This window comes from Methanosarcina sp. UBA411 (assembly GCF_002495725.1).
Classification (GTDB): Archaea; Halobacteriota; Methanosarcinia; order Methanosarcinales; family Methanosarcinaceae; genus Methanosarcina.
Genome location: NZ_DAGK01000017.1, coordinates 73,085 through 94,228 on the forward strand (window position 1 = coordinate 73,085; position 21,144 = coordinate 94,228).

Genomic DNA, 21,144 nt, shown 5'->3' on the forward strand with positions numbered 1-21,144 from the left:
GAAGCAAAGGATTAAACATGAACAAAAAATTAATACATTAAGTTGATAGATCAAAAATAAAGTCCTTTTTTCAGATGAAATTTGAAAAGGGGCTTAACCCCTTTTCGAATCTAATTTACATCCTCTTTTTCCTGAATCCCAGATATATTCCGCCAACTGCTGCTACCACGAAGAGAACTCCGAAAATATCAGCACCAGAAAAAGACATACCTCCGCTTTCTTCTTCCTTTACAGGACTTTCTTTCTGCATCTCATAGCCTTCAACATAATCGGAATCAGAAGTTTGAGAAGTCTGCCTGGCTTCAGGAGCAGGTTCTGGAGAATCAGTACCATACCCTGCATCGGAATTCGGAACTGTCTGATTATTAGCCGATTCTCCGGCACTTGAAGTCTGGTTGCTGGGTGTACTATCTCTTGAAACTACAGTAGCTTTTCCAGTATCATGATCATGATGACTGCTGCTACTGCTGCTGCTCTCACCGAATTGCTGCTGGGAAGATTCAGTTGCTTCCTTCATCAATTTCTTATATTCGTCTGCAGTTGCCTGATCAACAACACCTGGAACGGACATTACACCCTGGACATATTCATCAAGAAGGGCATTTCCACAGGTGTGGTGACAGCAAGTGACCCCACTTTCGACCACAGATTCCGCATATTCTTTAACCAGATTCTGGATGACCTCGTCAGAAGCATCCCAATAGCCTTTTCTTGAGGTTTCAAGCATCCTTCCGGTCATGGACTGGTATTGGTATGGGTTTTCCTTGAAGTATTCGTCCAGACCAAGATTATACTTGTCATTTACATAGACATCATTTATCTGGTTCCAGTCTGAATCAGTGACAAGTTCAGGTGTAGTCGCATCCCAGCCCCACATATATTCAGTGAATTTCATCATCTCTCTGGCACCTTCGTAGTCGAACTCCATCATACCTGAGATCCACTTTGAATTAAGGTACCTTGACCGCAGCTCTGTCCTGAAAGCTTCATTCAGCGTGACTATTTCCGAGTTATCCACACTTGTCAGGTCAGATATATACATATCAGGAGTTTCTCCTGTCAGCGACCTCACAGCGAGTGAAAGTCCTCCGAAGTAGGAATAGTAATCATCATTGTCTATGAGTCCATAGAGGTTTGATGTATCACTATGCATAGATGTATCTACACTTTCCAGATTCTTTTTAAATACATCTTCGTAATTGGTACCCCAATCGTCCAGACCATAAATGTTAGACATTCTGGAAATGAATAGATCTGCAACTTTAGATTCATTATCCCACGTGTTACTTGCCTCTACAGCCTCAGTCACTCCAGTCCCATAAGTACCCGGAGCTTCACTAAAGATTCTGGACATCGAGATGTTATGTGCCGTACTCTCATTATATCCGCTTTCCAGCATTGAATCTTCAATATTCAGGGAATTCCACCTTACATAGTTTGTCTCATTTGTTTCATTGAGCTCCGCAACCATGCGTACTGCCGTGTCCATCAATTCAATCTGATACGGGAAAGTGTCACGGTAGAGTCCTGAAGGCACAAGCAACACGTCAATTCTCGGATGTGTCATATTTTCCTGAGGGATCACACTAAATCCGGTTATCCTTCCACTAGATCTTTCCAGTTTCACACCCATGAGAGCATATATTTCTGCTTCCATGAGCCCTTCATGACGCATGGTTTCAACAGACCAGAGGGTAAAGGCTACTTTATTTGGATATGTACCATTTTCTGCATAATACCCATCAAGCCAGTTATCTATGAGAACAGTTCCCATTTCTTCGGTTTCTTCATCAGGAATCGTTCTCTGGTCAAAACTGTAGAAGTTTTTCCCTGTAGGCAATGCTCCGGGATTGCGGATAGGATCATTTCCTGTGCCCGGTTCTATGTACTCCGCATCGAGTGCACTGAGTGTCTGATTAATTTCACGGGTTGTCTGGTTAAGATTTTCAGCATACTCAAGTGCCAGATTAAGATCAGATGTTATATTTTCATCTGTTTCGCCAAGAATGTCAAGCTGCGCAGTTGATACGTTTGTCCCATTGAGCAAAGTAGTATTCAAAAGTAAAAAGGCAGTTGAATCTGACTCATTTTCCCAGTAGCCCACACTTCCGTTACCATTGGAAATCAAACTGTAAATGTGGTCAGTGAAATCGTTTCCAAGCATGGACTTCACCATAGACACCAGTTTTTCTCCTTCAGGGGCTACACCAAAGATATGGAGTCCGTAAGGCATTAGTGTGGATTCCAGATCACCCAAATAATCAAGCAGTACGGTGTCAAGGAAATTCTCAAATTCATCGTCAGTCATCACGTTCAATTCATCAGTTGAGATATTGAGATCATTCACAAGGCTTAGATTGCCATACATTTCTATCGTGCTGTTGCGATAGAGTGACATCATTGAAGTATCATTATTACTTGCAGCCTTCTGATAGCTCTCGATCTTATCTCCCATTGCAGCAAGATCTCCATAAAGACCTGATTCAACTATTGGGGGCGTCAAGTGGTCGATAATGACTGCATCTCCCCTGCGCTTAGCCTGTGTGCCTTCTCCAACATTGTCCATGATATAGGGGTAGATCACAGGTGTTTCGTCCACCATAATAGACGGATAGTCATATTTCCACAGCCCGACTTCCCTTCCAGGCAGCCATTCCTGCGTACCGTGGGTACCGAAATGGATCATGGCATCCGCATTGTATACATTATTTATCCAGAAATACGTTGCAAGGTACTGGTGCGTTGGAGGTATCGAGGAATTATGATATATGAGGGACTCATCAGAGAGCCCTGCCCTTGTTGGCTGGGGTACGAAGTTGATATTCCCGAATTGTATAGTTGGAATTACAAAATACTTCCCACTCTCGTTCGCATAGATCATAACGTTTCCTGGGGCTTCTCCCCATGTTCCTTCAACCTCGGTGCGGACGCTTTCAGGCAGAGTACTGTACCATTCAAGGTATTCAGCTTCAGGCAAGAGGGTTACAAGTCCGGATTCAACAACTTTTTCAAGTTCTCCGGGTGCCCATGTCCCAACATTCCTGCTTTCAATGAACAGGTCTATGAATTCACTGCCGTTTGGAGTGGTACTGTTTCCGGTATCATACCCTGCTGACTTCAGATCTTCCAGAAGCAGAGTAAAGCTTGAACCGATATCAAGATAACTGGCCCCAATGTTATTCTTGCCTCCGTCATGGTTATAGTACAGGATAGTCACTTTTTTATCTGTATTCTCCTTTCTTCCGAGCTCTGCCCAAGAAATAGCTCTGTCACAGATCCATTCAACCTGAGAATCCAGAGGCTCATAATAATACTGTCCAGTAGCCTCGTCCTGGACTCTTCCGGCCACCCATATATAGTCTGTAAGTCCGTCGATTTCAGGCTGAGTAACCTGATAGGCAATTGAGCTGGAACTCAACCCGGATACGCTTTCATTATATTCATCAGGAGTCTGGTAGTAATCTTCTATTCCTTTTATTACAGGGACATTATATCTTTCGAGATACTCTATCCCTTTTTCCTGGTCATCATAGTTGAGATAGAAACCTTTCAATGAAATGATAGAATCAACAAGCACTGTCCCATTACTGGTGAAATAATCCACATCATCCGTGCATACTTTGTAGGAAGTATAAATTACATTACATCCTCTGGACTCAAGTTCCCTGATTATGGCGTTTCCTGTATTGAATTCAAGAGAACTATTGCCAAATTTGTTTCCGATTATTCCTATTGTAGGAGCAGATTGATTATATCCATGACCAGCATACCACTCAAGATATTCTGTACTGTTCTCAAAGATTCTCGGAAATGCATCCGGGTGGTAAATTCCGTCCTCGGAGACTTCCGGTTCCTCTGCAGGAGCATACTCGATATATACGCCTTCAAGAGTTGCCCCTATACAACGAATCCAGTTCTCCATGTTCTTATAGCCATCATTGTAGAGATAATTCGTCATTGCACTGTAAGGGGCTTCCGACATGTTTATGGTTGCAACGCCATATGGATCTGTCAGCATGCCGAACATTCCTATCTGTGCACCGTTTCCCTTTGCTACAAGAAGTTCATCCTTGATTTGAGGAAACTCATTTGCTCCGACCATGTACAGTATGACTACATCATTGTCAGAAACATTCAGTGTGGTGTTTACAGCTTCGAGCCCTGTCATAACATTAACATCGAAGAGGTCAGTGATGATTTTCCTTTCGGCAAGTATCTGCTTGAGGTAAGAAACACCGGAGTCTGAATTGATAATGTATGTGATCTTGGTCTTTGGCTGTAACATTATAGGCTCAGTAATCGTTTCTCCTTCCCAAACACCTGAGAACTTCTGCCCCATTAATTTAAGCATGCTCTCCATGTTCGTTTCGCCACCCTGCACCCAGTATCTTTCGATGTCAGTGTAGTTATCAGAATACAGGTCAACATTAGGGAAGGTAATGTTGGATGAAAGGTTGTAACCTATGACCTTGGAGCCCTTTGCTTCGGCAGAAGCTATGTCTGTTTTCCAGCCTTCTACTACGGATTCGGCCTGCGACTCGATAAAGATCATCGAATATTTAGAGAAATCAAAACCTTCCGGAACTGCCTCGTTCTTTGTAAAAATAGTGATATTCAATTCCGATGAAATACCGGGATTTGATGCAGCATTTCTAAGGGCAGGCTCATTGACCTCCGAGCCAAGAATAAAAAGAAGTTCGTTGCCCAGGTTTACATTTGTGCTGTTAGAATCAATGATGAGATCAGTAGTATTCTCCAGAGAAGACTCATTACCTGAGCTTTCATTAGTGTTATTTGAATCCTCACTGATCTCCGAAAGATCTCCATATTCTGTTGCAAGGTATGTCAATAGATTTTCTGCATTCTTGAGACCATCTCCTTCAGTACTCATATTGTTGTAGTAATTGCAAACAGAGTCATCAATAGAACCAGTTGAATTATAAGCAAAATATGAAGGTGTATCTGAGGAGCGAATAGCCAGAAATGCAGTTCCATTGCTGAAAGCTGCTTTGAAGCTTTCATTCATTGGTGTATATACAGGTTCCCAGAGCATATCACAAAGAACTACGTCTTGAGTCTCGAAGAATCCACTCTCACCTGCAGCAAGCAACTCATCGCTTGCAGCATAGGTGCTGGCATTAAATGCAGAGATCCAGGTGTACTTTATAGACTCGCTATATTGATTTGTCTGGCTGGCAAGCTCCAGTGCATCACTTTGTGAAAGCGAGACATAGGTTATATTTACCTCGTTGTCTTCTGCCGATACAGGTGCTGAAAATATTAAAAACAATAACAGCACATAAAATATTTTTTTCTCAGTTTTGTATTTCTGTTTCATAGATACAGCTCGCTAAATATCGCCATCGGTTTCTCCAAATAGAAGAAAGAATAGCGAGGGGATTTTTGGGAATTTTAGAGTCGAACTAAATATAAATTTAAGTAAAAACAACTAAACTTGTGTAAGTTGTCGAAAAAAATTTAATTTGAAGTAGATTTAACTGGAATTGTTTTAGTTGAAGCGGATGTAGTCGAAGAGGAGGACGTATTGCTCTCAGCATCCTCAGGCACGTAGATCACCCTGCCGTCGCCGAGCCTGTAAGCAGTTCCAAGAGCCTCACCAGTTCCCCCTCCGATATTTTCGGTCATGTTCATGACTTCAATGGGTTTCCCCTCTTCTTTGATGATTATCTTCATGTCCTGAGCTCCCGGATTTTTAACAATGGTGAAATCCTCGCTAGAGTTCAGAAGCTCAGGGAGATGATAAGACATAACAAGCGCAACCAGCAGAGCCACAGAGAAGACCATTGCAACATCAAAAACATTGGCAACATTGGCCATGGGGCTTTGCTCATCTTCGTCTTTTAAAAGCCCTGTACGCCTGTACCTTCTGGATTTTGGCATGATTTCTTCCTCGTTATTAATACATTAAGAGGTACTAACCTCAGCTCTTTTCCTCAATTGTGTCCAGAATATAATCAATATCGGACATGTCTTCCCAGTACCAGCGCCGTCTAACCTGAGTAAGCACGTAGCCTATTCCGGCCGCAAAAAGCCCTACAACAGTCGTTGCAAATGCAATCATCAAGTTCTGTGCAAGGGTTTCGAGATCTCCTGCAGAAAGCCCTATAAGAGCAGGACCTAATGGAATCAGGGTGCCCATAAGCCCCAGCATAGGGCCAACAGTTGAAGTTATCTTTGTATGTTCAAGGCGCTTTGCCATCTTGATCTCGTATTCCTGCGAAAGCCTCTCAATTGCAGAGAAATGTCGTTCTTTCAGATATCTTGCAGCGTCTCTTGCAAAGGAAGTGACCATGTAGTTTTGTTTTATGTTTTCGAGAGCTTTTGACGCTTCCGAAAAATCTGAATTCTGAAGGTCATGCTCAATTTTCTTACAATTAGTTTCCAGATTATTCCAATCCCTGTGCCTTTTTGTATATTCGGAAAGGAATTCTCCTAATTGAATTAAAGAAAGAAAAACAAGAAGAGTGAGAAGAGACATTACAGGGACTAGCAAAGCTGTTGAGAAAACATTCATCATGTCGGATAACAAATTCATCAGGCTCACAGGTCATGCCTCCTTATACGTTCCAGGAAAAAACCTGCAAGGACGATGACCCCAAAAGCCATAAGAGGCACAATTCCTGTATCTCCTCCCCCAGTTGAAACAAGGTTCATCTTTTTTGTTTGCACATATGCCGGGATTAGCAGAGCCCCTAAAAGATAATAAATTCCTATCAGCATCATAGCACTCCCCATAGTTTCAGGAGTTTTTCCAAGCCGGACCTTCCCAAACCTGAAAAGAAATGAAGAAGCTACCACTGCTATAAAAAAAGCAATCCCAACAAGGAGTCCTACTTTTATTCCGGAAAGATTAAGACTTTCTGAAAGCAGCAGGCAGGATGCTGCAAGGGCTGCCAGACAGACCGGGCAGGGTATGGATATAGCGAGAAAAGTGTGCCTGGATACATCTTTTCCTGAATTCCACTTTTTCTGGGTGTAAATCCCGGTCCATATAAGAAGCAGGGAGACAAGTACATGGATTCCCATGCCCATTGAAGAAAACTTCCCAAAAACTTCCAGGCTTATGTGGTCAGCAACGCTTCCGAATAAAAGGGCCAGAAGAAAATAACTACCTCCAATTGCAAAAATTTCTCTTGTACTTATGTTTGAGAATCCACATCCTATTCCAGATTTAATTCCAAAGATAAGGATACCTATCAAAATCCCGATAACAGTTAATGCCGCAGAGTCCATAATACCTTCTGAGCATTTATAGTAGAATTAAATAAAAACTGGTTTTTGGGTAATATTTGTTATCTTTTGGGGTAATAAGGGCAATTGAGTGCGTTTTTTAGAATAGGAGTTTAACTTCTCCTTACTTTCTACCATAGAAGGAGAATATAATTAAAAAAGTTAAAAACAGAGTACAGAATAAATTCAGACAGTGTGATAGTTAATAAGATAGCAAGATCGTTAATATTATAACACGGTTCCCCGTTTTAAAACGGTATCAGTTGGCTCTGATAATAAATTAAAATTAAAATTTAATAAATATTATGTAAAAATTCATTCTGCTTACCGGGTAATGCTGTAGAAAAAACGGAAAGAAAAACCCATAATTAAAGTAAATTTGTTAAAATTAGAAATAAAAAAAGCAATGAAAAGGTCTGATGGGTTACTTTACTTGTTCTAATAAAAACAATAATTATAAGTATTTGAGATAAAATAGAGCTCATCATGGTAGTAAACGTTATGCAGGATTCTGGAATGAACGGAGGCAGAGAAAACCTTTTCAAAGCAATTTCAAGTGACACACGCCTCTCAATTCTTGAACACCTGAGTGAAGGAGATATGCATATCTCCGGCCTGGCAAGAGAAATTGGGATCTCCGTGCCTGTGGCTGCTAAACATGTGAAAATATTAGAAAAAGCCGAACTTATAGAAAGAAAAAAGATCGGAAATACTCATATGATAGGCATAAAACTGAACAATATCTATTCTTTTCTGGACCACTTTGCAGAAAACAGGAGGCTTGAGGTTGAACAGGGTACGACTCTGCTTGAAGCCCTGAAAAGCGTAGCTGCTGTGGAAGTTAAGAAAATGGGGAACAAAGTCAAGGTCGTCTCTACGGATGGGGAAGAGGGATTTTACATATATGAAGTGGATGGCAAATTCTCGGATAAGACTGTAGACGAATATGAATTTTACGAAGATGCTGTAGTTGAGTGGAAAAAGCTAGTGCCCGTAACGAAAAAAAGATTGCTGGTAAATATCAGGAGATAAAAAGCCCACAATGCTGAACCCCTTTAGAAGCTCATATTTGTTCATGGAGTCTGCAAAATATTTACTTATGAAATCTTAAAAATGTCTATTCATGGAGCCTTTAAAAGATTTGAAGAACTTGCTGAAAAAATGAAACTTTATCCCTGAAAAAAACCAGAAAATTCCTGAAAAGTGGATATGTCACCTCAACTTCGCCAGAACTCCAAGATGGTCTTCATGATAGGGCTTGAGATCCTTTGCATTAAGGATCTCAAATCCTGGCTCAAAAGCATGTTCGAGTTTCCTTACCACTTCCTTAAAAACTTCTTTGGGATTTGCTGCAGTATCTATACTCCGTGCTTTAATGGAAAGCAGGAGGTATCCATCCTTTTTTAAAAAGCGGACCGCATTCCTTGCAGCTATCTCGGCCTGGTTGGGCTGTGCAACATCCTGGAAAATAATATCTACAGGCTCAACGAGATGAGAGTAACTGTCCGGTTTTCCAGCATCAGCCAGAATCGGGTGGATATTTTTTCGCCTTGATGCGAGTCCTATAAGATCTCTCATGCTTCTTGGAGCAAACTCAACGGCATAAACCTCCCCTTCCGAAACGATATCGGAAACATGGCTGACCGTTGTGCCTGAAGCCGCCCCGAGGTAAAGCACCTTCGAATCTTCCTTAAGTGGGATATTGAATTTTTTCAGGACCATTGCTCCGAGCTTGCTCCTGCGAGGGTCCCAGGTTCGGTATTCAATTCCTTCAACCGGAATCAGCTTTTCTCCATAAACGGTCTTTCCAGGGTCCAGGTTCTTAGTAGCAAGCTGTTTTTTGTCTTTTACAACTTCAAAAATCCCATCTGAAAGCTTTTTGACTTCAGGCATTTATTTTCTCCTCTTTTTCTTTGGCTTTGCCCCGCTTTCCTGCTTTTTTTGAGGAGGCCTGGGGTTTGAAGTCCTGATCTGTAAGACCTTTGCTTCAAGTTTTTCCGTCAGAGAGAGATCTTTTTCCCCGGAATAAAAATCAATACGTGCAGCAAGGGAAAGCTTTGATGCAACGGCTCTTGCCACCTTTCCTCTTACCCACCAGGGCGCGGTATTTATAAGAGGGTGGCTGTAGATGATCCCGTGCTTTGGAGATGGAGCCCGAGACCTGAGATGCTTGAAAAGAGCCTTACTGGCTCCTATAACCTGAACAGTGCTAGAGGGAAATTCCGCAAGTTTTCCGAGGCTTCCTGCGAGACTTATCAACCTTGCCCCGAGCATTGGGCCTGCAATAAGTTTCAGGTTGGGTGCAATCAGTTCCATACTGTTCTCAATATAAGCCTCTATCTGCCGCCTCCGTTCATAGAGGCTGCACACGCTTTCTGCGAAACCTTTCAGGAGTGCTTCGTCTGCAGATTCAAGTTTTGCACCCATAGAGTTTCTGGCTTTTGAATAAAGCGGGGCTTCAGGACCGACATTTTCACGGGAACCGTATTTTACGATGAAGAGTGCAAGGTCTTCTCCACCTAATCCACTTTCCGGAAAATAGCCTCCATACCATTCAGAAAGCCTTTCCGACAGGGCGTTTGTCGTTTCATTGATATCGTCCAGGGCTTCGACAGCCTGAATAATTCGCTGATCAGGAGTGAGGGCGCCTGAAACCTGAAGTTTTGCAGCCTCCAGCGTAACTTCATGCAAAAGGAAGTAATATTCGGCAGGGGACTCTGCAAATCCGCAGTCGAAAGCTGCAGCTTTTAGGTCAAAGCCTTCTGGAGGAAGATCCGACCTGCTGTCCCTTAGAGAAAGAGAATGCAGAGCAAGCTCCCTGATGTCTTTTGAAAGAAGTCTGGCTTCCTGAATTTCTCCTGCTCTGCCCGTTTCAAGAGTTCCAAACCAGGTATCGATTTTCAATCAGGTCCTCCAGTGATGTCTGCGCCTCGATTCATTCCCTTTGTGAGCAGGGCTTTCCCTCCAAGGGACTCGTCAAGCATGCGCTGGGTTTCTTGCTGGAGCCTTTTGCCTTCCTTGACACTTCCGACAATTCCGTAAACTACCGGTCCGAAAGAACTGATGCCTGAACCACTCGCGCCATTATCCCGCATGTAATTCATGATATCCAGAACAGGCTGTGACTGAAGTTCTACTTCCCTTTTCTTAAAACCTACAGTCTGGAGGTGGTTAATTGCCTTGCCAAAACTTTCCAGGTCTTCCTCGACAAGTGCAGGAAGCATCTGCATGAGGATTACGTGAGAAATTTCCTGAATTTCGGCAAGTGGAACTGGACAATACTTCTTGAAAATATCCACTTCTTCCGCATCGTGAGCTCCTTTTCCATTGGGAATTACAAGGACAATAGGCCAATCAGGAAAGTTTCTTCTGAAAAGTACAGGTCCGGGAGGCACATGGCTCGCCGAAGACGGAGAAAATGCACCTTTATCCTTGAACTTATGTCCTCCGTCCAGAATAAAGCCACCTTTTTCAAAAGCAGCAACTCCGATCCCGGATGTGCCACCCCTGCCGACTGCAAATGCAAGTTCCCTTATGCTTTTCCCAAGTCCATAAATCCTGTTTACGGCTACTGCTGCCGACAGTGCAGCCTGAGTCCCGGAACCGAGCCCTACATGATCAGGAAGACTATGTTTAATTTGCAGTTTTATTCCTTTTCCTGCCGGAAGAAGAGCCTGTGCAGCTCTTTGCATTCTGCCTGCTAGAAGAAGATCACCACCGAAAACTTCGATAGTATCAGCTTCAGTAGCAGAAATTTCCAGGCAGGGAGATTCCAAGGTGATTCCTGCTCCCCCGTCGACCCTGCCTAGCTCTGCATTCATATCTATCAGGGTAAGATGGAGTCTGGATGGAGTCACTACTTTAATCATATCTATCTGTACCTCATTACTTATTCATAAAACTTAGGAATTAAACTTCCGTTAGCTCAGGAATTAAACTTCCGTTTCCCCCAAAGTTTTTCCTTAATAATTGAATAAGTAAAAGATAAAGTTTTCCTGTCAAACATGAATTTGAGCATCGGAAAAATCAGAGAATATATCCTTACACTAATCTCCATGTTCCCCCTGAAATCCATCATCGGATTTATGAACACAGGATTAATGGAAAAACTGCACTTCCTGCACCGGCTGTAGGCCAGCCCAGCAATGGCATGTATAAATCCGCAGAGCATGCCCGTCTCTGCCGGATCGGAAAGGCCAAATGTCACGCAAGATTCCAGACGTTTAATTTTTATCCCATTCAATAAATCGGAAAATAGCCTGAATAAAGGTTTTCTGAGAGCTTTGTATGCCTCTAGGCCCCAGTGAAATATTTCCTGGGTAGTCATTCCTGTTTCAGGAGTTTCTTCAGTTTCAGGCTCCTTTTTTCCTCTTATCTTCGAAATTATGTTCTGTTTTTCGTCTTCCTTATTTATTTTTGGTTTTTTTCCTTCATCTTCATCTATCTTTTTCCTTCTTTCTTCACTCTCACCTACTTTTATTCCTTTTTCTTTATTCTCATCCTCTTCTATTCCTTTTTCTCTACTCTCACCTACTTTTATTCTTTTTTCGTTGCCTTCACCCACTTCTATGCTTTTCTCTTCGGCCTTTTTTTCTTCAATCTCCCTTTTTCTCTTTACTTCAGCCTTACTCTGTGTCTCTGAAGTGACCTGTACCTTTTCAGGTTCTTCCAGACCGATAGCACTTTGCTCTTCTTTTATTGTTTTGTCTTTTTCCGATTTCTCCGGTTCTTCAGGAAAGCTTTCGTTTTCTCCGGGTTCTTCGATGGAAAAGGTATGGGAAAAGAGCAGCCATTTTACAGTGAATAAGCCTCTAAGTTCTTTCTTTTCTTCCAGGATTAGAACCTTAAGCTTGAAGGTGAGGCCTATTGCTGTAAAAAGTATGAATAAAATTAACAGAAAAGCCAGCAGAAGAAGAGTGATTACAAGCATATTAACAGGTTCGGGAGAAAAGGATAGTCCTAGCTATCCTGAAAACCCAGACTTTTTAATGCCGTCCCCTGGAAAATCCCTTAAAAAGGTTTAAATTCCAGAAAGTTCGGTGGAAACTTTAGTGGAAACATCCCCCTTCTTCGATCTTGATATCGGTTCCTTTTACAGTTTCCGTTTCCGGAGCTTCTTTTTCTTTAATTTCCTGTTCCCTCAATTTCTCATCTTTCTTGTTCTTACCTACCATGCCTTTGAGCTTGTCCATAATCTCAGGCACAAGATCAGGAATTGAGTTTAAGAGTGATCCGGCATCGCTTCTTTCAGAAAGCCGGAAGATTCTGGCTTCTTCTTCAGAAAGCATAATGAATGCCACAGGCTCTATCTTCGCGCCTGCCCCTCCGCCTCCTCCGTATCCGGATTCGGGATCTTTCTTACTTTCTCCTCCACCTGCTCCGAAACCCATAGTAATTCTTGATATTGGAATAATTGTTTTCCCGGAAGCAGTAATAGGGTCTCCTACTACGGCTTTGGTAGTTGCAATTTTCTCAAGTTCGCCTGCAATTTCTTTAATAGTGGCTTCTACACCCATCTTTTCCGTCCCCTTTTTCATATTTTTTGTCTATAATGATGATAAACGTTTTCTATTATTTTTTATTTTTAACCTAATTTAATCAAGTTCTAGCTAGATTAAACTTGGGTTTGATAATATTTGAGTAATCCTGCATTCACTAATGTAATGAACATATAACTTCAGGAAAATTATTTATTATTATTGTTTTTAAGAGCTATTTTCCTTTGCCTGCAAATAAAAAGATATATAATACAGTATTTTTATATATTATAGTATTTTTATGCGTGTGTTTGTATATTTAGAATAGTTTCAACATATTTATATCATATTATTTTAATCCTAGTAAACAGAAGGAATTTACCTTCCGAATTATATAAAAGGTAACTAATTCTTTTAATAAGAGGCTTCCTTCGCGTTATTGCACTCATACTGGGCATTCAGTGTAAATGTTTGCTTAGTTAAACTAAAAATTTTGTTCAGAACTTTTTTAATGGACGGAGGAATTGGAATAAAAAAATTAACCAATTTATTAGTAGCTATTTTCATATTAGCATTAATATCGAGTGTTGGAACCGCAGCTGAGATTATTGTTCAGCCAGGAGGTTCGATCCAAAAAGCTGTGGATAATTCGAAGCCAGGTGATGTAATAACTTTAAAACCTGGAACTTATACCGAAAATATCAATGTAAACATAAACAGTCTTACAATTAGATCAGCATCCGGAAATCCTGACAACACAATAATCAAAGCTAAAAATTCAGGAGCCAATGTGTTCCTCCTGCAGGGAAGCAATATAAAAGTGACCGGGTTCAAGATTACGGGAGCAACCCGATCAGGCTATGCAGGAATATGTTTGTCTTCATGCAGTAACTGCATAATAGAGAACAACAAAATTTTGAGCAATTGCTATGGAGTCTATGTCCTGCGTTCCAAAGGGAGCAAGATCTCAAAAAATACGGCTATAAATAATAAAGAATATGGGATTGTGCTTGGGGGTGCCACAGACAATACCCTCTCAGGAAACAAGGCCTCTGATAATTACCGTGGGCTTCATGTTGGCAACTCTGATGGCAACACACTCACAGCAAATACCGTTCAAAACAATAATGTTTATGGGCTTTCCGTCTGCCCCAGAAGTGACACTAATCGAATCTATAATAATTACCTTAGCGATAAAAGCGTAAGTATTAGAAATGGGATAGGAAATTCTTATTACACTAAAAAAACCGCAGGCACTAATATTGTAGGCGGCCCTTATATCGGAGGTAACTTCTGGGGAAAACCTGATGGCACAGGATTTTCTAACACCGCAGTAGATAACAATGGAGACGGAATTTCCGATTCTGTATATAAAAACATAGGAGGAAGTATCTATTCTGACAACCTGCCTCTAGTTATGTTTAAATCAGGGAAAACAAAACCAATTGCCAGTTTCACTAGTGATGTCACATCAGGAAAAGCACCATTAAACATTGCATTTAAAGATACCAGCACAGGAATGCCAACTGCATGGAAATGGAATTTTGGAGATGGGACATCATCAACCCTACAGAATCCAACACACAAGTATTCTAAAACAGGAAAATACACAGTAACACTTACAGTAACTAACTCTGCAGGTAGCAATACAGCAACAAAATCAAATTACATAACAGTAACAGCAACTTCCCAAGCTCCGGTTGCTGAGTTTTCGGCTTCTCCGACATCAGGAAAAGCACCATTAAACGTTGTATTTACTGACAAGAGCACAGGAACACCCACTGCATGGAAATGGAACTTTGGAGACGGGACAACTTCAACAGCCAGAAATCCAACACATAAGTATTCCAAGACAGGAAAATACACAGTAACAATGACAGCAACAAATGAAGCTGGAAGTAACACGATTACAAAATCAAATTATATAACAGTAACATCAACTACAACAAAACCAGTTGCCAGTTTCACTAGTGATATCACATCAGGAAAAGCACCATTAAACGTTGCATTTAAAGATACCAGCACAGGAAACCCTACTGCATGGAAATGGAATTTTGGAGATGGAACATCATCAACCCTACAGAATCCAACACATAAGTATTCTAAAGTAGGAAAATACAAAATAACACTGACAGTAACAAATGAAGCTGGAAGTAACACGATTACAAAATCAAATTATATAACAGTGACAACAGGTTTCCAAGATTCAGTTGCTGAGTTTTCGGCATCTCCAACCTCAGGAAATATACCATTAACAGTTGCATTTACTGACAAAAGCACAGGAACTCCTACTTCATGGAAATGGAATTTCGGAGACGGAACATCATCAACAGCCAAGAGTCCAACACATAAGTATTCCAAAGCAGGAAAATACACAGTAACACTTACGGCAACAAATGAAGCTGGAAGTAACACGGTTAAAAAATCGAATTATATAACAGTGACGACAGCTGCGACAAAACCGGTTGCAGATTTTTGGGGATCACAACTTTCAGGAAATGCTCCACTAAAGGTAACATTTACAGAGACAAGCAAAGGATCACCAACTGCATGGAAATGGGATTTCGGTGATGGAACATCTTCAACAGAGAAGAACCCAACACACACATATTCAAAAACAGGAACTTATACAGTTAAACTTACAGCAACAAATGAAGCAGGTAGTAGTAAAAAAAATAAAGCAAACTACATAAAAGTGACAATAGGTTCAAAAGCTCCAGTTGCAGACTTCTGGGGAACGCCGATCTCAGGAAAAGCACCATTAAAAGTAACATTTAAAGAGACAAGCAAAGGGTCGCCAACTGCATGGAAATGGGATTTCGGAGACGGGACTTATTCAACAGAAAAGAACCCAACACACACATATTCAAAAACAGGAACTTATACGGTTAAACTTACAGCAACAAATACAGCAGGTAGTAGTACAAAAAATAAAGCAAACTATGTAAAAGTGATAAAGATCTGAATGCGCTATGAAAGTAAGTTTTACTGACTAAATAGAAGGTTCATCTAATTGTCTGAAAAGTGAACTACTTAGAAAACGAACAAAAAAGAGACTATTCAGTTTTGGAATAAAGAATATCAATAGCCATCTTTTATAGCATTCAAGGGATAAATATTTCTCAACCAGTTTCGTTAATCGTTGGCTATTGATTGCTTTTTTATTTTTGTTTATTAGTTAGTAATCACATATATGTGATGTCAAAATCAAACTCTATCAATTGATTTTGAGTAAGTGAAGTGATTACAAAAATAGAAAGATTACAATGAGAACAGAGGAATAAAAAATAAATATTGGATTTTTTATGCAGGAAAGCAGTTGATAAAGATTTTATTTATCTATCTTAATATTTAAATTCAGTTTCTTTTTACAGATTTCTTATTCCCAAATTTGAGGATACATTGAAATTAACACATGTTTTGGGATTAATTTACTGTTTATTTTAGAAATCAATTTATAGTTGCCAAATAAAAATACGATAATTAAATAAAATAATGCTTAATTGAAGTAGATAGACAGAAGTACTGCCTTAAAGTGAAGTTAAAAACAAATGATTGGTTAGCATCTACTTTTTAAAAATAAATGGTATAAAATAGGAATGCTTATATTAATTTATATTCGTTTTCTTCAAGTCAAAGTGATTTTTATCTGAAGATTTTTACAATGGATAGATTAATTCTTTAGATAAGAACAATCCTCGTATCCGTGAATTCAAACGGGCATTCATTGTAAACAAGTTACTTAGTTACAATAGAAGTCGCCCAAAACTTCTTTTAATTAACGGAGGAATTAGAATAAAAAAATTAAACCCCTTGTTAGTAGCTTTTTTTATTTTATTATTCGTATCCGGTACCGGAGCTGCGGCCGAGATTATTGTTCAGCCAGGAAGTTCAATTCAAAAAGCTGTAAATGGTTCGACTTCAGGCGATATAATAACTATAAAACCCGGAACCTATATTGAAAATATCAACGTAGCTAAAGGTAATCTTACAATCAGATCCGAGTCTGGAAACCCTGATAACACAATAATCAAAGCTAAAAGTTCAGGAGCCAATGTGTTTCTCCTGCAGGGAAGCAATATAAAAATAACTGGGCTCAAGATCATGGGGGCAACCCGATCCGGCTATTCAGGAATCTGCTTGTCTTCATGCAGTAACTGCATAATAGAGAACAACAAAATTTTGAGCAACTGTTATGGAATCTATGTTCTGCGTTCCAAAGGGGACACTCTCTCAAAGAATACGGCTACAAATAATAAAGATTATGGGATTGTGCTTGGGACGGCCACAAGCAATACCCTCTCAGGAAATAAGGCTATTAATAACGGTCGCGGGATTCATGTTGGTAGCTCTGACGGCAATACCTTCTCAGGCAATACAATTCAAGGCAGCAGTGTTTATGGGCTTTATGTCTGTCCCAGAAGTGATAGTAATCAGATTTACAACAATTATTTCAATGACACTAATATGACTATTCGAAACGGAATCGGAAACTATTATTACACTACAAAAGCCTCAGGTACCAATATTGTAGGCGGCCCGTATATAGGAGGAAACTTCTGGGGAAAACCTGATGGTACCGGATTTTCCAATACTGCAGTAGATAACAATGGAGACGGAATTTCCGATTCTGCGTATAAAAATATAACAGGTAGCATCTATTCTGACAACCTGCCTCTTGTTAATAAATCCGAGAAAATAAAACCGATTGCTGCGTTTTCGGCTTCTCCGACATCAGGAAAAGCACCTTTGAATGTCACTTTTACTGACAGCAGTACAGGTTCACCGACTGCATGGAAATGGACTTTTGGGGACGGAACAAATTCAACAATAAAGAATCCAACGCATAAGTATTCAAAAGCAGGAAATTACACAGTGGCACTTACAGTAAGCAATTCTGCAGGCAGTAGTACTACAACAAAAACAAATTACATAAAAGTGACAGCAACTACGATAAAACCAGTTGCAAGCTTCACAAGCAATGTAACATCAGGAAAAGTACCATTAAACGTTGCTTTTACTGATAAAAGTACAGGAACCCCTACTGCATGGAAATGGAGTTTTGGAGATGGGACGAATTCAACGGCAAAAAATCCTACACATAAATATTCAAAAGCAGGAAATTACACAGTAGCATTGACAGCAACAAATGCTGTAGGTAGTAATACCACAACAAAAACGAACTATATAAAAGTGTCAGGAACCTCTTCGCAGACCCCTGTTGCTGCGTTTTCGGCGTCCCCAACTTCTGGAAATACACCCTTGAATGTGATCTTTACTGACAGCAGTACAGGTTCGCCAACAACATGGAGATGGAACTTTGGAGATGGAACCAGTGCAACAGTCAAGACCCCTGTACACACTTATTCGACAGCCGGAAGTTACAGTGTAACGCTTAAAGTAGGCAATTCTACAGGCAATAATACGACAACGAAATCCAGTTACATAAAAGTGACAGCAAAAAATACAACGAATGCAACAATACCTGTTGTAAGCTTCTGGGGTTCACGAACCTCTGGAACGGCTCCTCTTACTATCACTTTTACCGACGCAAGTACAAACACCCCTACTTCCTGGTACTGGAGTTTTGGAGATGGAACCTATTCAACAGTACAGAGACCTAGGCACACTTATTCAAAAGCCGGAACCTATTCAGTAACACTTAAGGCAAGTAACGCAGCCGGCACCGGTACGAAGACCAGAGCCAATTATATAAAAATAACATAAGTAAAAGTAACACAAATAAAGTAACATAAATGAAAGTAGCATAAGTAAAAGTAACATAAGTGAAAGTTTCATAAAGCCAGGTGTAAAAACCTGTTAATAAACAATTTAGTGCCTGAAGCTCAAATATGAACGACAGGCGACTCTTCTTTTTATTAAATGACAATACTGGATAACGACATCGGTTTCCAAATACGTTTAATATATCAATCAGTTTTCCTAAAAAGTTTAAATTTTAGTATTTATCTCGAAGAATCTCAAAGCTTTTCAGCAAGGTTCCCAAAATCCATGCGACTTGAAGCCTGGGAACTTGAAGTCTGGGATTCCGACTCATTTTTTGCGAGATTACTCGGCGTGAAGTGTGCAAAAAATTCTTCCACTGCACTTCCTACATCCCTTGGTGCAATGTCAATGAACTCTCTCTTTTCTTCAGGCGGGAAATAATCAAAAACCGAAAACTTGCCGAGTTTACGCATTTGGGAGCCCTGGTAGCGGGAATCAAGGAGTATTCTTACTCCATAGTCGTGGGGAGAACGTACTACCCTTCCCATTGCCTGTCTTACTTTCCTGATTGTCGGCACCTGAACTGCAAACTCCCAGCCTTCCCCGCAACCGAAAACCGCATCATAGGCAGATTCGACAGCTTTAATTCGGTCGTTTAGGGCAGGATATCCGACTCCAACTACAATTACTGTCCTGCCCCGGGAATCTCTGAAATCAACTCCTTCACTTAGCGTTCCCCAGAGATAGGTTATAAGTAAGGCTTTTCCTCCCTGCTCCCCGATTTTGAAAAACTCCCTCCGGATTTCTTGGGCTGAAACTCCTGTTTCGTCAAGGAAAATAGGAATGGAAAGTTCAGGCTCAAGGAGTTTGGTATAGCGGAGCGCTTCAGCATAGCTCTGGAAGTAAATAATCACGTTTCCGGGTGATGCCACAGTAGCTGCAAGCAGGGCCTCTTTTAAGCTCTCAAGCGTGTCCGGGCTGTCGCGGTTCTTTGCAAAAAGGGGAGGGATTGAAACCGCAAGGGTAAGCCTTCGTTCCCTGGGAAATGTCGTGCCGTAGGAAATCTCTTCCACTTCTCTTGAGATACCAAGTGTGGCTTTTATCATTTCAAAAGGCCGGAGTGTAGCCGACATAAGCACTGCCGAGTAAACGGAATCAAGCAAAGGCTGGGTCACGTTTTTAGGAATGCAGGTGAAAAGTTCAATCCTGCCGGCGACCCTATCGCTTTTGAAATCCCTGCGCACGTTCAGGACAGGATAGTAATTTTGTCTGTCGGAAAGTACAAGGTAAGAGGATAAAAAATCGGCAACATAACGGATCTGGGAACGTTTCGGAACTGCAAGCAGGCCTTTTTTGTAATTATCCGCATAAATTTCTTCCAGCCTTCCTCCGAATTCACCAATTTCCCTCAGTCGGGTCAGTACCTTTTCTTCATCTTCAAAGCCCTCCTTTATCGCTTCTCGCAAAAAGCGAGCTTTCAGGATGTCAAGACGCTCATAAGGATCACTGATCTGAATGTCCTGCCAGTTCTTTCCAAGCCTGTTCCTTTCTCCGAATTTCAACTTTGAGTCATATGTATCCCTAAGAGCGGTCAGAAGGCAGGTAAATAGCCTTTTAGCATATAGTCGGGATGCATAGTCCTGGTCTAGAGGAATACCGCCTCCTAAGCCAGTTCCTTTCCCAAACATAAAGGAATTGTCAGGTTCGGGAGTTTCCCCTACTTCCGAGAGGGCTTTTTCAATAGTCAGTTCCGAGAGCATTATTGAAGAATGCGAACGGGCAGACGCCTCAATATTATGTGCCTCGTCAAAAATCAGGATAATATCTTCAGGGTCGCGTTCGAGCCACTTAAGCAGCATCATGAAAATTTCGGCACTGAGGACATGATGAAAATTGCAAATCAGGAGTTCAGCGTTTTTAAGTTCTTTTTTAAGCAGTTCATACCCGCACATATCCCGGTCTTCGGCATATTCCAGAATTTCTTCCGGGCTCCTTACATCGGAAAAAAGCCAGGTGGAAAATTCGTTACCTTCAAATTTCAAGACTTCATAAAGCTCCGGGCAGGAATTGCTCCTCAAAGCCCGAGATTTTTTCTTAGTTTCTTCGAGTTCTTTTTCAAGCTCCGTTCTCAGAGCGTAAAGGGCAGGGTCTTTTGTCCGCTTGTATTTCTCATAGGCATCTTTGAGCTCTTTTTCTTTTGAAGATACTTCTCGTTCAAGGTCAAGGAGATCATAGGTATTTTCTCCTTTAAGCCTGCATTCTTCATAATCGAGATTTTCAGGGCACATCGAAGTCTTGCCCTTAAAAACGATTGTTTTTATGTCGTTGCCCTGAGAAATCTCTCTTGCTTCATTTATAAACTGAACCATCTGCTGATGGACATTGGTGACTATAATAACGACCTTATTGAGTTTTTTCCCCACACTCAAGGCAGGAGCAAGTGCACTCAAAGTCTTACCTGTCCCGCATGCCCCCTCAAAAAGCACTATTTTTTCGTTCAGGAGAGCTGAATGGATTTTCTCCATGGCTTCTGCCTGGTTAGGGTAACAACTCTGTTTCGTAAAATACCGCATATATCCGTTCTTTTGAGTCATACGTTTAACCTGGGATCTCTCCAATTTCTGATGTTCTCAGTAATTTCTTACCTGCCGATAATTAATAAATTGGACTTTCAAAAGTTTCAATGTTT

The 21,144-nt window shown here is 40.9% G+C and carries 13 protein-coding genes; 3 read left to right on the plus strand and 10 right to left on the minus strand.

Going from position 1 to position 21,144, the window contains the following annotated elements; all coding sequences use genetic code 11:
* Positions 1 to 115: 115 nt before the first annotated feature.
* The 4 genes from BP861_RS06845 to BP861_RS06860 form a co-directional block, all read right to left on the minus strand.
* Entirely contained in the window at positions 116 to 5,338 is a 5,223-nt protein-coding gene (locus BP861_RS06845; RefSeq protein WP_292373812.1) for a cobaltochelatase subunit CobN, read from the minus strand.
* A 140-nt stretch (positions 5,339 to 5,478) separates the two neighbouring features.
* Positions 5,479 to 5,901 carry a DUF2149 domain-containing protein gene (locus tag BP861_RS06850; RefSeq protein ID WP_292373815.1) on the minus strand — a complete coding sequence of 141 codons (423 nt, stop codon included), beginning with the start codon at positions 5,899 to 5,901 and terminating at the stop codon, positions 5,479 to 5,481.
* A gap of 40 nt (positions 5,902 to 5,941) precedes the next feature.
* Entirely contained in the window at positions 5,942 to 6,565 is a 624-nt protein-coding gene (locus tag BP861_RS06855; RefSeq protein ID WP_292373817.1) for a MotA/TolQ/ExbB proton channel family protein, read from the minus strand.
* Positions 6,562 to 7,254, minus strand: coding sequence for a DUF2162 domain-containing protein (locus BP861_RS06860; RefSeq protein ID WP_292373819.1), 693 nt, complete (start codon positions 7,252 to 7,254; stop codon positions 6,562 to 6,564). Before BP861_RS06860 ends, BP861_RS06855 begins: the two co-directional genes overlap by 4 nt.
* A gap of 483 nt (positions 7,255 to 7,737) precedes the next feature.
* Here BP861_RS06860 and BP861_RS06865 point away from each other — a divergent pair, with 483 nt between their 5' ends.
* Positions 7,738 to 8,283, plus strand: coding sequence for a helix-turn-helix domain-containing protein (locus BP861_RS06865; RefSeq protein ID WP_292373821.1), 546 nt, complete (start codon positions 7,738 to 7,740; stop codon positions 8,281 to 8,283).
* A 180-nt stretch (positions 8,284 to 8,463) separates the two neighbouring features.
* On the opposite strand, the gene BP861_RS06870 is transcribed toward BP861_RS06865, so the two are convergent.
* From BP861_RS06870 to BP861_RS06890, 5 genes are all read right to left on the minus strand, one after another.
* Positions 8,464 to 9,144: a fibrillarin-like rRNA/tRNA 2'-O-methyltransferase gene (locus BP861_RS06870; RefSeq protein WP_292373823.1), complete on the minus strand. Its 681-nt coding sequence runs from the start codon at positions 9,142 to 9,144 to the stop codon at positions 8,464 to 8,466.
* Complete coding sequence (locus tag BP861_RS06875; RefSeq protein ID WP_292373825.1) at positions 9,145 to 10,155, minus strand: NOP5/NOP56 family protein; 1,011 nt, start codon at positions 10,153 to 10,155, stop codon at positions 9,145 to 9,147. It abuts the gene before it with no gap.
* Positions 10,152 to 11,120: a beta-ribofuranosylaminobenzene 5'-phosphate synthase gene (locus BP861_RS06880; RefSeq protein ID WP_292373827.1), complete on the minus strand. Its 969-nt coding sequence runs from the start codon at positions 11,118 to 11,120 to the stop codon at positions 10,152 to 10,154. Before BP861_RS06880 ends, BP861_RS06875 begins: the two co-directional genes overlap by 4 nt.
* Before the next feature lie 56 nt (positions 11,121 to 11,176).
* Positions 11,177 to 12,181: a DUF2953 domain-containing protein gene (locus BP861_RS06885; protein WP_292373829.1), complete on the minus strand. Its 1,005-nt coding sequence runs from the start codon at positions 12,179 to 12,181 to the stop codon at positions 11,177 to 11,179.
* Positions 12,182 to 12,299: 118 nt separating this feature from the next.
* Positions 12,300 to 12,788 carry a GerW family sporulation protein gene (locus BP861_RS06890; RefSeq protein ID WP_292373831.1) on the minus strand — a complete coding sequence of 163 codons (489 nt, stop codon included), beginning with the start codon at positions 12,786 to 12,788 and terminating at the stop codon, positions 12,300 to 12,302.
* 451 nt (positions 12,789 to 13,239) lie between these two features.
* On the opposite strand from BP861_RS06890, the gene BP861_RS06895 reads away from it, so the two are divergent.
* Together BP861_RS06895 and BP861_RS06900 are read left to right on the plus strand one after the other, a co-directional pair.
* Positions 13,240 to 15,693, plus strand: coding sequence for a right-handed parallel beta-helix repeat-containing protein (locus BP861_RS06895; RefSeq protein ID WP_292373833.1), 2,454 nt, complete (start codon positions 13,240 to 13,242; stop codon positions 15,691 to 15,693).
* Between the two features lie 848 nt (positions 15,694 to 16,541).
* A complete protein-coding gene (locus BP861_RS06900; RefSeq protein ID WP_292373834.1) occupies positions 16,542 to 18,455 on the plus strand; it encodes a right-handed parallel beta-helix repeat-containing protein in 1,914 nt (637 codons plus the stop codon).
* A gap of 254 nt (positions 18,456 to 18,709) precedes the next feature.
* On the opposite strand, the gene BP861_RS06905 is transcribed toward BP861_RS06900, so the two are convergent.
* Entirely contained in the window at positions 18,710 to 21,049 is a 2,340-nt protein-coding gene (locus BP861_RS06905) for an ATP-dependent DNA helicase (RefSeq protein WP_292373836.1), read from the minus strand.
* Positions 21,050 to 21,144 lie beyond the last annotated feature (95 nt).